The sequence below is a fragment of the Mycobacterium sp. IS-1742 genome, from assembly GCF_001500125.1.
Lineage (GTDB): Bacteria > Actinomycetota > Actinomycetes > Mycobacteriales > Mycobacteriaceae > Mycobacterium.
In genome coordinates this window covers 1-13228 of sequence record NZ_LQIV01000020.1, presented here as the reverse complement: position 1 = coordinate 13228, position 13228 = coordinate 1, and the positions used below count along the sequence as shown (strand labels likewise).

Below are 13228 nucleotides of genomic sequence, written 5' to 3'. Positions count from 1 at the left end.
ACCTGCGCGACAGGCGGCGCTGAAACCCTCGGGTCGTGCGCGTTGCGATCGTTGCCGAGTCCTTCCTCCCCAACGTCAACGGCGTCACCAACTCGGTGCTGCGGGTGCTCGAGCATCTGCGCCGCACCGGACACGAGGTGATCGTCATCGCCCCGGACACCCCGCGCGGTGAACCGCCGGCCGAACGGGTGCACGACGGGGTCCGGGTCCACCGGGTGCCGTCGCGGATGTTCCCGAAGGTGACCTCCCTGCCTCTGGGCGTGCCGCGGCCCCGCATGGTGGGGGTGTTGCGCGGGTTCGACCCCGACGTCGTCCACCTGGCGTCCCCGGCGCTGCTCGGCTACGGCGGTCTGCACGCCGCGGGCCGTCTCGGCGTCCCGACGGTCGCGGTGTTCCAGACCGACATCGCCGGCTTCGCGCAGAGCTACGGCGTCGGGGCGATGTCGCGCGCGGCGTGGGCGTGGACGCGGCATCTGCACAGCCGGGCCGACCGGACGCTGGCGCCGTCGACGTCGGCGATGGAGAACCTCGAGGCGCACGGCGTCCCGCGGGTGCACCGCTGGGCCCGCGGCGTCGACATCACCGGCTTCGCGCCGTCGGCCCGTGACGAGGGGTTGCGCCGGCGGTGGTCGCCCGACGGCAGGCCGATCGTCGGGTTCGTCGGGCGGTTGGCGCCCGAGAAGCACGTCGAGCGGCTGGCGGCGTTGAGCGCCCGCGGCGATCTGCAGATCGTGGTGGTCGGCGACGGGGTGGACCGGGCGAAGCTCGAATCAGTGTTGCCGACGGCGGTTTTCACCGGAGCGCTCCACGGTGACGCGCTGGCCGCCGCGTACGCCAGCATGGACGTCTTCGTCCACCCCGGCGAGCACGAGACGTTCTGCCAGGCGGTGCAGGAGGCGATGGCGTCGGGGCTGCCCGTGATCGCCCCGAACGCCGGCGGACCGCGCGATCTGGTCGCGCCGTACCGCACCGGGCTGCTGCTCGACGTCGTCGACTTCGAACGCAGGCTCGGTGAGTCCGTCGACCACCTGATCGCCGAGCGCACCCGGTACTCCACCGCCGCCCGGCGCAGCGTGCTCGGCCGCACATGGCCGGCGATCTGCGACGAACTGCTGGGCCATTACGAAGCGGTGCTGGGGCAGCGCCGGCTTCGGGCCGCCTGACCTACCGGCGTCAGCCCTGCGCCTCGATCGCGACGGGCTGCCACTCCTCCCACGTGCTGAGCCGACTCTCGTAGTCGGCCTTGGCGATGCCGAGCGGCACCTCACCGAAGAACACCCGCAGCGGCGGGTTCTCGGCGTCGACGACCTTGAGGATCGCGCCGGCCGACGCCTTCGGGTCACCCGGGTTCGCGGAGCGCTGACTGCGCGCCCGCTGCGCCTCCTCCTTGATCTCGGCGTAGTCGTCCAACGGGGTGGCGTGTCGGGCCGACGGGCCGGCCCAGTCGGTGGAGAAACCGCCCGGCTCGATCAGCGTGACGTGCACGCCGAACGGCGCCACCTCCTGCGCCAGCGCCTGGGAGAAACCCTCCAGCGCCCATTTCGACGCATGGTAGATCCCGACATTGGGGAAGGCGCTGATCCCGCCGATCGACGACACCTGCACGATGTGGCCGCTGCCCTGGGCGCGCAGGAAGGGCAGCGCCGCCTGGGTGATCCACAGCGCGCCGAACACGTTCGTCTCGATCTGGTCGCGCGCCTCCTGTTCGGACAGCTCCTCGATGAAGCCGAACTGCCCGTAGCCGGCGTTGTTGACCACGATGTCGAGGCGCCCGAAGTGGTCGTGGGCCTGTCCGACCGCCGCGAAGTCGGCGTCGCGGTCGGTGACGTCGAGGGCGATGGGCAGCAGCGCGTCGCCGAACTTCTCGACCAGATCGGCGAGCGTCGAGGTGTCCCGCGCGGTCGCCGCCACGCGGTCACCCCGCTCGAGTGCGGCGATCGCCCACTCCCGGCCGAATCCGCGCGATGTACCGGTGATGAACCACACTTTTCCGCTCATGACCCGTTACAAGGCCGCCGGCGGCGTCCCCCATTCCCGGTGGCAGCGGATTCACAGGTAGCGTCGGCGTCGTGAGCCGGGCGACGTTGGACAAGAACCCCCACGAGGTCGCGTCGATGTTCGACGCGGTGGCGCGCCGCTACGACCTGACCAACACCGTGCTCTCGCTGGGACAGGACCGGTTCTGGCGCCGCGAGACGTGCTCGGCGCTGGGGATCGGCCCGGGCGACAGGGTGCTCGACCTGGCGGCTGGCACCGCGGTGTCGACGGTCGAACTCGCGGCCTCCGGCGCGTGGTGCGTGGCCGCGGACTTCTCGGTGGGCATGCTCTCGGCGGGGCGCCAACGCGACGTCCCGAAGGTCGCCGGTGATGCGACCAGACTGCCGTTCGCCGACGAGTCGTTCGACGCGGTCACCATCAGCTTCGGTCTGCGCAACGTGGTCGACCACGTGGCGGGCCTGAGGGAGATGGCGCGGGTGACGCGGCCGGGCGGGCGGCTGGTGGTGTGCGAGTTCTCCACGCCGACGAACTGCGCCTTCGCCACGCTGTACAAGGAGTACCTGATGAAGGCGCTGCCGCGGATGGCCCGCGCGGTCGCCTCCAACCCCGACGCCTACGTCTATCTGGCCGAGTCGATCCGGGCGTGGCCCGATCAGGCGGGCCTCGCGCGGCGCATCGAGGACGCGGGCTGGTCGCAGGTGCGCTGGCGCAATCTGACCGGTGGCATCGTCGCACTGCACGCCGCGGTCAAACCGCCGCGCTGAACGCACCGACACGCGCAGCGCAGGCCCAAATGCGCGGTTGTGACGCGAATCACCGTTAACTTATCGCCGACGGGGTTCCGCGGCGAGGCGGTGGGTCATGGGTCGGGTTCAACAACAACGCGTGTCGCGCCGGTCGTTCCTGGCGGGCACCGCGAGCGCCGGTCTGGCCGCGGCGACGCTGTCGGCCGTGCCGCCGACCGCGCGTGCCGCCCCCAGGGGTGGATCGGTCGCGGTGTTCGGCGCCGGTATCGCCGGGCTCACGGCCGCACACGAACTCGTCGACCGCGGTTACACCGTCACCGTCTACGAGCGGAAAGCTCTGGGCGGCAAGGCCAGATCCATTCCGGTGCCGAACTCCGGCGCCACGCCGCTGCCGGCCGAACACGGCTTCCGGTTCTTCCCCGGCTTCTACCGCAACGTCACCGACACCATGCGACGGATTCCGTTCCCCGGCAACAGCCATGGCACGTGGCAGAACCTCACGCGGGCGACGTCCTATCTGCACTCGGGCCTCAACCGGGCCGATCTGACTGTGCCGCTGCCGTTCCCGCTGCCGACGCTGCCGAATCCGGTCACCCCGAAGGCGTTCATCGAGTCGGTCACCACCGTGTTCCAGACGCTCTACCGGCTGCCGCTGTGGGAGGCGGCCTACGCCGCGCAGAAGTTGGCCGTCTACGTCACCAGCTGTGACGAGCGCAAGCTCGGGCAGTGGGAGAACATGACGTGGGAGGACTACATCGGCGCGAACAAGCGGTCACAGGAGTACAACCGCTATCTCGCCGACGGCATCATCCGCAACCTGGCGGCCTCGAAGTCCAAGGACGCCAGCGCCCACTCCATCGGTCTGGTCGGTGAGGCCTCGGTGTGGTCGATCCTGTTGCTGGGCAACGACTACGACAACAAGGGCTTCGACCGCGTCCTGAACGGGCCCACGAGCTCGCAGTGGCTCGACCCGTGGGTCGCCCATCTGCGGTCGAAGGGTGTGACGTTCCACGTGGGTGAGGCACTGACGCGGCTGACTCCGGATGGTCGGCACATCGCGTCGGCGACGGTCGTGGGCCCCGGCGGTGCCGCGCGTCCGGTCGTCGCGGCAGACCCGAAACTGGCCGACGTCGCGCTGCTGCGCACCGAATGGATGAACGGGCTGATGTTCTACCTCAAAGAGCGCGTCGACGTCACCAAAGGCCATGTCAACTACGTGGATTCGGGTTGGGCGATCACCTCGATCAGCGAGGCCCAGTTCTGGAAGCGGAGCCTGACCAGCTACGGCGACGGCACGGTCAAGGACTGTCTGTCGGCGATCATCTCGGACTGGACCACCCCGGGTAACGTCAACCGCCGCAGCGCCAGGGACTGCACACCCGAGGAGATCGCGCGTGAGGCCTGGGCGCAGATCAAGGCACACCTCAACGACACCGACACCGTGCTGACCGACGACATGCTGCACTCGTGGTTCCTCGACCCGGCCATCATCGCCTCGGGCACACCGGAGGTCCGCAACGACGAACCGCTGTTCATCCAGGACCCCGGGTCGTGGGCGCGCCGTCCGGAGGCCGCGACGGGGATCGACAACCTGTTCCTGGCCGGGGAATGGGTGAAGACCGATCAGAACGTCACCACCATGGAGGGCGCCAACGAGGGCGGCCGGTACGCCGCGAACGGGGTGTTGCAGGCGTCGGGCTATCGCGGCCAGATGGTCCGGATCGTCGAACTGTTCCAGGCGCCGTGGTGGGTTCCGTTCAAACAGGCCGACCGGGCGCGGTACCGCGCGAAGCTGCCGAACGCGCTCGACGTCCTGGACACCCGCTGGCCGTAGCGCCTCAGATGTTCGAGCCGTCGGCGGGGGCGCGGGGCGGCTGTTGTTGTCCGGCAGGGGCTTCGGGGGAGGCCACCGCCGCGGCCCCCAGCGTGTAGGCGGTCATCGACAGCGATCCGTACGAGTAGCCGTCGACCAGCACGTCGACACCGTCGGCGGCGGTGGATGCCAACCCCGCCAGATACAGCCACGGGATGAAGTGGTCGGGCGTCGGTACCGCGATGCCGAAGTCGGCGTGCCGGCTCAGGCTCGCGGCCTCCGAGGGACCCGACAGGATCAACTCCCTGGCGGCGTCGTCGAACCGCCGGGCCCAGTCGAAACCGGTGTCGAGTGTCCAGTCCATGGCCCGCAGGTTGTGAACCACGTTGCCGCTGGCCAGGATGAGCACTCCGCGCTCGCGCAGTGGAGCCAGCTTCGCGCCCAGTTCGAGGTGGTACCCGAGCGGTTTGTCGGCGTTGATCGACAGCTGGACGACGGGTATCGACGCGTCGGGAAAGGCATGCACCAGCACCGACCAGGTGCCGTGGTCGATGCCCCAGCTGTCGATGTCGGCGCCCACCCATGTCGGATGCACCACCTCGCCGACCTCGTCGGCCAGTTCGGGTAGTCCGGGGGCGGGGTACTGCACGTCGAACAGTTCCTGCGGGAAACCGTAGAAGTCGTGGATGGTCCTGGGCCGCGCCATCGCCGTGACCGCCGTCGCGTTGATGTACCAGTGCGCGCTGATCACCAGGATCGCGCGTGGACGGGTGACCTGTTCGCCGAACGCCCGCCACGCCGCGGTGTATCGGTTCACTTCGAGCGCGTTCATGGGGCTGCCGTGTCCGATGAACGCCACCGGCATCAGATCCATTCGACCACCATCCCACGCGGCTAGCGCTGTTCGGCCAGCTCCGGTTTGCGGCGCACCCGGCGCACCACCTCGACGGCACCTCCCACGGCCAGCGCCACGCCGAACGACACCGCGAACGCGCCGATGGTGTTCTCGGCGAACGCCTTCCCGCCGACGAAGCCGATCAGCGTGTTGATGCTGCCCCACAGCACGGCGGCGATGGCGTCGAACACCAGGAACCGGCGATACGGGAACTCGAGTATGCCGGAGGCGATCATCGTCGGCGTGCGGCCACCGGGGATGAACCGGGCCACGATGATGATCGATCCGCCGTGCTCGTCGAGTTCCCGCTTGGCCCACTCCAGACCCCGGCGCCCCTTCTCCCCGCGGGTGATCCAGCGGCAGGCCCGGTCCTGAGCGGACCGCCCGATCCAGTACGCGAGGTTGTCACCGACGAACGACCCGATCGACGCCATCGCGATCACCAGGGGCAGCGACATCGCGCCGTCCGCGGAGAGGATGCCGCCCGTGATGAGACCCGACTCGCTCGGGATGACGGGCACGACGGCGTCGAAGAGGCAGAACGCCAGCAGGAGCGGATAGGCCCACCACGCGTGCCCGAGGGCGCCGAGCAGGGAGTCCATCATCCCTCTTCGGTGCCCCGGTGGGCCGCGACCGAAACACCTGCGCGGGCCGCCGGGCCGGGCCTACGGCGAGTCGGTCGAGAATCCCGGTGGGCGGGGCGCGTTGAGGTGGTAGCGCACGCCGAGCATCCGGATGACGAAACAGACCGCCGCGGCCCCGAGCGCGGCGGTCAGACCGTAGAGGTCCAACCGCACCGCGGCGACCGTGATCGACGCCGCCACCAGGGCGGGGATCGCGTACAACTCGCTGCGCAGCACCGTGGGAACCTGTCCGACCAGGGCGTCGCGGATCGTGCCGCCGCCGACGGCGGTGATCACGCCGAGCAGGACCGCCGGAGCGACGCCCAAGCCGTAGGCCAGCGCCTTGGTGGTGCCGATGACCGCGAATACGCTCAACCCGATCGCGTCCAGCACGGTGATCGACATCTCCCACCGCCCCAGCGCACGGTAGAGGGCGAACGCGATCAGCGCCCCGCCCACCGCGAGCGCGAAGTACGCCCAGTACACGAACGTCGCGGGAGGGATCGCCCCGATCAGGACGTCACGGATCACGCCGCCGCCCAACGCCGTCATCATCCCGAGGGTCACCACACCCACCACGTCGAGGTGCGTCGCGCGCAGCGCTGTCAGCGCCCCGTTCAAACCGAACACGAAGGTGCCGGTGAGGTCGAGCGCGAACAGCAGCGGCGGTTGGGTGTCCACGCGACCTGCCTATCACGGGGGATCAGTAGGCGCGGCGCAGCCGCATTCCCGGCGGTCGCCCGTCGGGGTCGAGCACGATGCGGTAGGCGGGGATGGTCAGCCAGCGGTGCCGCGCGGGCGGGCGGGCCCGGTCGTGATCGAGCACGTGCGGGCGCAGCCGTCCCGGCGGCCGCTGCCCGCCGCGACCGTCGGTGTGCCAGACCTCGAGGGTCGCCGCCCGCTCCCGCACGGTGGCGGCGGTCCGGTCCGGGTCGAGCAACTCCTCGTCGGTGTCGAGGGCGAGGTGTTCGCGCATCAGGTCGAGCCGCAGCCGGCGGGCGAACAGCCTCGCTCCGTCACCCAACCCGCCCGGATCCAGCGGTTCCCGCGGGTCGCGTTCGTCGTCGATCACCGCGGCCGCCAACTCCGAATCATGGGTCCAGGAACGGTTGTTGAGGTTGTTGCTGCCCACCACCGCCCACACGTCGTCGACGACGCACACCTTGGCGTGGATGTAGATCGGCCGGCCCTCGTCGTTCTCGATGTCGAAGATCTGGACGCGGTCACCTCCGGCGGCCCGCACCATCGCCATCGCCTCGAGCTGGCCCATCTCGGCGGCGCGGGTCGCCACCTTCTGGTCGACGCGGCGCGGGACCACCGCGATCAGGTGCAGCTGCGGTGAGCGGCGCAGCGCGGCGGCGAAGATGCGCGCCACGTCGACCGACCACAGATACTGGTCTTCGAGGTAGATCAGTCGCCGCGCACGCCGCAGCGCCTTGGCGTACGCACGCGCGACGCTGCGTTCCCCCATCGGTGCGAACGGGTACGCGGGCCGGCGACGCGGGTAGGTGCGCAGGAGTTGCACCGCGCACGGGCCGGCGGCCGGTGGATCCGGAAAAGGTTCGGGCAGCGGTGTCGCGGTTCTGGGTGTGCCGTAGAAGAGGTCCGAGACGACGTGCCACGGCAACCGGCTGACCGGGGCGGGATCGGCCCACCGCTCGCGGAACACCTCTTCGATCTCGCGGACGGCGGGTCCACGCACCTCCAGTTGCAGATCGTGGCGGGCCGGGGTGGGGCCGTAGAGGTCGTCGGACGAATCGGGTTGCGGGTCACCGCGGTGGTCGATGCCGTCGCGGCTGCCGCGGTCCAGGTCGATCCCCCCGACGAACGCCACGTCCTCGGCGGGGCGCCCGGCGTAGCGGATCACCACGGCCTTCTGGTGGTGGCTGCCGAGTGCCCGGATGCGTTGGTCGAGAAGCACTGTCACACCGGCGGCTGCCATGGTGGTGGCGAAGTGGCGGTTCTGCGGCAGGTGGTAGCCGAGGGCGTCGAGGTGCGCGCGCCACAGCAGCGCGCGGACCAGCGCCCCGCGGCGCGCACCCGCGGTGAGCGCCTCGGCGACCGTCGGCCCGTCACCGGTGAGCAACTCGTCGGCGTCGGCACGCCACCCGGCGATCAGGACTACGTCGCCGGCGCCGGCGCCGGCCAACGCCTCGGCGAGCGCGCCGAAGTATGTGCACCCGTGGACGAGCGGCCGGACCGCGTTCTGCGTCGTCCAGGCCCGTAGCAGGGTGGCGTCGTTTCCGCGTTCCGCGGCCGTGAGAAACCAGCCGTTGACGGCGGTGTGCCGCCGTGTGCGCAGGCCGAGGGCCGCGTTGAGCGACGGCAGCATCTCCTCGGCGTTGGGCGCCGCGACCACCCGGACGCCGGGCAGGTCGTCACCGAGCTGCGGCCGCGAGGGCTGCAGGCGGTCCTGCCGCAGCGCGATCACCGCGACCCGGCCGGGATGGCGGCGTGCGAATCCGGCGAACAGCTCGGGATCGGCTCCGGCGTCGTCGCCCAGCAGGATCCACCGCCGGTGCGGATGTTGGTCGGCCAGCCGGTCGAGCGCCGCCCGTTTGGTCGCCAGACTCCGACCGACGAGCCAGCCCGGGGCGAGGTCGCCGCCGGCGGTCAGCGTGGTTCCGGTCGGATAACCGGCGTTGTCGAGCGCTTCGGAGATCACCTGTGCCGACAGATCGGGGGCCGCGGTCAGGTAGAACACGGCCGGGTCGAGTTCGGACTGGGCGAGATGCCGGACGAGGTGCGGCATACCCAGCACCGACCGGCGGTCGCGAGGACTGCGGTTCAGGAGCGCCCGCACCCGGCCCCACTGCCTGCGCACATGGGTGATCGTCAGGACTCCGTCGACATCGCACACCACCCCGAACGCGGGTCCGTCCTGTGGGCTCGGCACCTCTGAATTGTGCCCCGATCGGCCCGCGGTGACCTCATGAATCCGGATTCGCCTGCGGCGCAGGGAGTTTCAGGAGCGGGACGTCCACAGGCGCAGGCTTTCGACGCCGACCGCCGAATCGTGGGTCTGTTGGAAGTTGCGCCCGCCGCGGCGGTACGTCGCGAGCACCGCCGACGGCACCTCGGGTTCGAGCAGCGGAGCGGACAGCCACCGGCACGGGCGGACGTGCACCAGGTCGACGGCCGTTGCGGCCCGCGTGCCGTCGCGCCGGTACGGCCCGTCGAGGCGGCCCAACCAGAACAGGCCTTCGGGGTCGCGCGTCCAGACCAGGGCGCCGTCGGGGGCGTCGGCGAACCGGGCGATGCGGCGGGCGAGGCGGTCCTCGTCGACCCCGAGTTCGCCGAAGCCGGCCACCCCGAGCCGGCGGGCCCGCTCGATCGTCTGCGCGACGTCGATGCCGTCGTCGCGTGAGCGCATCGGCGCCCGGTACACCGCCACCATGTCCGTCATCTTCCGGGATATGCTGCCCCACACCGGTGGCGGGAGTGCGGATGCAGACGTTCTGGCGGTACGTGCGGTTCCAGGCGATGATGTTCGTCTTCGGGATCGTGGGTCCGATCTTCCTCATCCTGTATTTCGCCACCCAGCCCGATCCGTCGATGAAGTGGGCGTACTGGTTCGGGTTGTTCATCACCACCGCCGACATCCTCATCGCACTCGCGCTGACCGACGGGACCCGCTCGGACGACGATCAGCGACGCGGGCGCACGATCAGCTGAAGGGCTTGCGGGCGTCCAGCCCGCGTGAGGCGAGACCGCCCGCCCGCCACACGCGGGCGATCCAGTCGGCGTCCTCGTCGGTCACCAGGTTGCCCATCACCCGGACCGCGATGCGCATCAGCGTCGTCGACCGCATCGCCACGGGACCGGTCACCGGCAGGAACTTCGGCAGCGTGAGCAGCAATGCCAACCTGCGGGCGACGGAGAAACCCCGGGCGTAATGCTCACCCAGCACAGCGGGCCACGCCTGGGAGAGGTCGTCGGCGCCGAGCAGATCGACGGCCAGGCGGCCGGTCTCCAGCCCGTAGTCGATGCCCTCCCCGTTGAGCGGGTTCACGCACGCGGCCGCGTCGCCGATCAGCATCCAGTTCGGGCCGGCGACTCCGGAGACCGCGCCACCCATGGGCAGCAGGGCGGACAGCGGTGCGCGGGGCTCGCCGTCGAAGCCCCACTCCTCACGGCGCAGCGCCGTGTAGTACGACATCAGCGGGCGCAGTGCCGCGTCGGCGGGCCGTTTCTCGGTGGCCAGGGCGCCGACGCCGATGTTCACCTCGCCGTTTCCCAGCGGGAAGATCCAGCCGTACCCGGGCAGCACCTTGCCCTCGGGGGAGCGCAACTCGAGATGTGAGGTGATCCACGGTTCGTGGCTGCGCGGGCTGGCGAGGTATCCGCGCACCGCGACGCCGTAGACGGTCTGCTGATGCCACCGTCGGCCGAGCGTCCGGCCCAGGGTGGACCGCGCCCCGTCGGCGACGATCAACGTCCCGACCCCGACCTCCGCACCCGAGTCGAGCACCAGCGTGTCGACGCGGCCGGACGAATCATGCCGGACGTCAACCGCTTTGGCGCCGAGCAGCATCTTGGCGCCGTCGTCGGCGGCGACGGAACGGATCCGGTCGTCGAGTTCGGTGCGCGGCACCGCGCTGCCCGTGGACGGGAACGACGGCCCGGGCCAGGGGACCTCCACGTCCGCACCGAAACCCGACATGCGCAGACCGCGGTGGCGGATGCGGGTGTCCAGCCACGGCCCGAGTCCGAGGCGTTCGAGTTCGGCGACCGCCCGGGGGGTCAGCCCGTCACCGCAGGCCTTGTCGCGCGGGAACTGGGCGGAATCGATCACCAACACGTCGCGGCCGGCGCGCGCCGCCCACGCCGCGGCCGACGAACCCGCAGGTCCGGCGCCGACAACGACCACATCCGCCCGGGTCTTCATTGTCACAGTATGTTGGCAGGGTGAGGACACCGGCGACTGTGGTGGCGGGCGTGGATTTCGGTGACGCGGCCTTCGCGGCCGAAGTCCGCGCCGGAGTCGCCCGCATCGAGGATCTGATGTCCACCGAGCTGGGCAAGGCCGACGAGCTGATGGCCGAGGCCGTCCAGCACCTCTTCCAGGCCGGCGGCAAGCGGTTCCGTCCGCTGTTCACGGTGTTGTCGGCGCAGCTGGGCCCCGATCCGAACGCGTGGCAGGTGACGGTGGCCGGCTCGGTGATCGAGCTGGTGCACCTGGCCACGCTCTACCACGACGACGTCATGGACGAGGCGCAGGTTCGGCGTGGGGCGCCGAGCGCCAACGCCCGCTGGGGCAACAACATCGCGATCCTGGCGGGCGACTATCTGTTCGCCACCGCCTCGCGGCTGGTGTCGAGGCTCGGACCCGAGGCGGTGCGGATCATCGCCGACACGTTCGCCCAGCTGGTCACCGGCCAGATGCGGGAGACGCGCGGCGCCGTCGAGGGTGTCGACGAGATCGAGCACTACCTCAAGGTGGTCTACGAGAAGACCGCGTGCCTGATCGCGGCGTCCGGCCGGTTCGGGGCGACCTTCTCCGGTGCCGACGACGCCCAGATCGAGCGGCTCTCGCGCCTGGGCGGCATCGTCGGCACGGCGTTCCAGATCTCCGACGACATCATCGACATCGACAGCGATCCCGACGAGTCGGGCAAGGTTCCGGGCACCGACCTGCGTGAGGGTGTTCACACTCTGCCGGTGCTGTACGCGTTGCGGGAGTCCGGTCCCGACGCCGACCGGTTGCGCGAACTGCTCGCCCGGCCCGTCGACAACGACGCCGATCTGGCCGAAGCGCTGCGTCTGCTGCGCCGCTCACCAGGCATGGAGCAGGCCAAGTCCACCGTCACCCGCTACGCGCAGCAGGCCCGTGACGAGCTGGCGGCGCTCCCGGACGTGCCCGGGCGCCAGGCGCTGGCGTCGCTGGTCGACTACACGATCACCCGGCACGGCTGAATCTCGCCGGAACCCAGACGGCGGTATGCAGCGTTGGATCAGCGAAGACTCACGAGGAGGTAGCTGATGACGTGGAATCCGCACGCGAACAGGTTCAAGACGTTCCTGTTGCTGGTGGGGATGTCTGCGCTGATCGTGTTCGTCGGTTCGCTGTTCGGCCGGTCGATCATGGCGTTGGCGGTGCTGTTCGCGGTCGGCATGAACGTCTACGTGTACTTCAACAGCGACAAACTGGCCCTCAAAGCCATGCACGCCCAGCCGGTCAGCGAACTGCAGGCGCCGGTGATGTACCGCATTGTGCGCGAGCTGGCCAACGCCGCGCACCAGCCGATGCCGCGGCTCTACATCTCCGACACCGCGAACCCGAACGCGTTCGCGACCGGGCGGAACCCGCGCAACTCGGCGGTCTGCTGTACCACGGGCATCCTGCAGATCCTCAACGAACGCGAACTGCGCGCGGTGCTGGGCCACGAACTGTCGCACGTGTACAACCGCGACATCCTGATCTCGTGCGTGGCCGGGGCGATGGCGTCGGTGATCACCGCGCTGGCCAACATCGCGGTGTTCGCGAGCATGTTCGGCGGAAACCGCGAGGGCGGCGCGAATCCGCTTGCGCTGTTGCTGGTTTCGCTGCTCGGCCCGATCGCGGCCACGGTGGTCCGGCTGGCGGTGTCGCGGTCGCGGGAGTACCAGGCCGACCAGTCCGGCGCCGAGCTGACCGGTGATCCGCTGGCGCTGGCGTCGGCGTTGCGCAAGATCTCCGGCGGCGTGGAGGCCGCGCCGCTGCCGCCGCAGCCGCAGCTGGCCGATCAGGCGCACCTGATGATCGCGAGCCCGTTCCGGTCAGGGGAGAAGATCGGCAAGATGTTTTCGACGCATCCGCCGATCGCTGACCGGATCCGCCGGCTCGAGGAGATGGCCGGGCGCGGGCCGGGCTATTACTGACCTGTGGTGTCACGCCGAGTGTGAACTCGCTGCGAGAAATCGTCCGCGAAATCGCAGAGGGTTCACATTCGGCGAAACGAACGCCGCGCACCCGCCGATGATCAAGCCATGAAGCAGTCAGCCGCTGCGCGCCGCGACCCCGGCACATATGGTGTGGGCGTGCTCAGCAGAATCCTGGCAGGAACCGCGACGGTCGTCGGCGCGGCGGTGATGACCGCGGGCCTCGCCACCGGCCCCCCGCCCCCCCCCCCCCCCCCCCCCCGCGCCCCCCGCGCCCCCGGGGCCGCCCGGG

Annotated in this window: 13 protein-coding genes and 1 pseudogene; 7 read left to right on the top strand and 7 right to left on the bottom strand. The window is 70.4% G+C overall.

What is annotated here, in order from left to right; translation table 11 throughout:
• Positions 1 to 35 precede the first annotated feature (35 nt).
• Entirely contained in the window at positions 36 to 1163 is a 1128-nt protein-coding gene (locus AU196_RS13570) for a glycosyltransferase family 4 protein (RefSeq protein WP_059095601.1), read from the top strand.
• 10 nt (positions 1164 to 1173) lie between these two features.
• On the opposite strand, the gene AU196_RS13565 is transcribed toward AU196_RS13570, so the two are convergent.
• Positions 1174 to 1998, bottom strand: a complete 825-nt coding sequence (locus AU196_RS13565; protein ID WP_059095600.1) for an SDR family oxidoreductase — start codon at positions 1996 to 1998, stop codon at positions 1174 to 1176.
• A 71-nt stretch (positions 1999 to 2069) separates the two neighbouring features.
• On the opposite strand from AU196_RS13565, the gene AU196_RS13560 reads away from it, so the two are divergent.
• Both AU196_RS13560 and AU196_RS13555 read left to right on the top strand, forming a co-directional pair.
• Positions 2070 to 2762, top strand: coding sequence for a demethylmenaquinone methyltransferase (locus tag AU196_RS13560; protein ID WP_059095599.1), 693 nt, complete (start codon positions 2070 to 2072; stop codon positions 2760 to 2762).
• A 97-nt stretch (positions 2763 to 2859) separates the two neighbouring features.
• Positions 2860 to 4578 carry an FAD-dependent oxidoreductase gene (locus AU196_RS13555; protein WP_059095598.1) on the top strand — a complete coding sequence of 573 codons (1719 nt, stop codon included), beginning with the start codon at positions 2860 to 2862 and terminating at the stop codon, positions 4576 to 4578.
• Between the two features lie 4 nt (positions 4579 to 4582).
• On the opposite strand, the gene ygiD is transcribed toward AU196_RS13555, so the two are convergent.
• From ygiD to AU196_RS13530, 5 genes are all read right to left on the bottom strand, one after another.
• Complete coding sequence (gene ygiD / locus AU196_RS13550) at positions 4583 to 5422, bottom strand: 4,5-DOPA-extradiol-dioxygenase (protein WP_502687259.1); 840 nt, start codon at positions 5420 to 5422, stop codon at positions 4583 to 4585.
• A gap of 29 nt (positions 5423 to 5451) precedes the next feature.
• Positions 5452 to 6054, bottom strand: coding sequence for a DedA family protein (locus AU196_RS13545; protein WP_059095649.1), 603 nt, complete (start codon positions 6052 to 6054; stop codon positions 5452 to 5454).
• A gap of 63 nt (positions 6055 to 6117) precedes the next feature.
• Positions 6118 to 6756, bottom strand: a complete 639-nt coding sequence (locus AU196_RS13540) for a trimeric intracellular cation channel family protein (protein WP_059095596.1) — start codon at positions 6754 to 6756, stop codon at positions 6118 to 6120.
• Positions 6757 to 6778: 22 nt separating this feature from the next.
• Positions 6779 to 8971 carry a phosphatase domain-containing protein gene (locus tag AU196_RS13535; protein WP_197415784.1) on the bottom strand — a complete coding sequence of 731 codons (2193 nt, stop codon included), beginning with the start codon at positions 8969 to 8971 and terminating at the stop codon, positions 6779 to 6781.
• A 69-nt stretch (positions 8972 to 9040) separates the two neighbouring features.
• Entirely contained in the window at positions 9041 to 9481 is a 441-nt protein-coding gene (locus AU196_RS13530) for a hypothetical protein (protein ID WP_059095594.1), read from the bottom strand.
• A gap of 41 nt (positions 9482 to 9522) precedes the next feature.
• Between AU196_RS13530 and AU196_RS13525 the strand changes: the two genes are divergently transcribed.
• Positions 9523 to 9750, top strand: coding sequence for a hypothetical protein (locus AU196_RS13525; RefSeq protein WP_059095593.1), 228 nt, complete (start codon positions 9523 to 9525; stop codon positions 9748 to 9750).
• Here AU196_RS13525 and menJ read toward each other — a convergent pair.
• Entirely contained in the window at positions 9743 to 10969 is a 1227-nt protein-coding gene (gene menJ / locus AU196_RS13520; protein ID WP_197415783.1) for a menaquinone reductase MenJ, read from the bottom strand. The genes AU196_RS13525 and menJ overlap by 8 nt on opposite strands.
• Before the next feature lie 14 nt (positions 10970 to 10983).
• Between menJ and grcC1 the strand changes: the two genes are divergently transcribed.
• From grcC1 to AU196_RS26120, 3 genes and pseudogenes are all read left to right on the top strand, one after another.
• A complete protein-coding gene (grcC1, locus tag AU196_RS13515) occupies positions 10984 to 11991 on the top strand; it encodes a nonaprenyl/(2E,6E)-farnesyl/geranylgeranyl diphosphat synthase (protein ID WP_197415782.1) in 1008 nt (335 codons plus the stop codon).
• A gap of 66 nt (positions 11992 to 12057) precedes the next feature.
• Positions 12058 to 12936 carry a zinc metalloprotease HtpX gene (gene htpX / locus AU196_RS13510; RefSeq protein ID WP_059095590.1) on the top strand — a complete coding sequence of 293 codons (879 nt, stop codon included), beginning with the start codon at positions 12058 to 12060 and terminating at the stop codon, positions 12934 to 12936.
• A 108-nt stretch (positions 12937 to 13044) separates the two neighbouring features.
• Positions 13045 to 13228, top strand: a pseudogene (locus AU196_RS26120) (hypothetical protein); the annotation flags it as partial.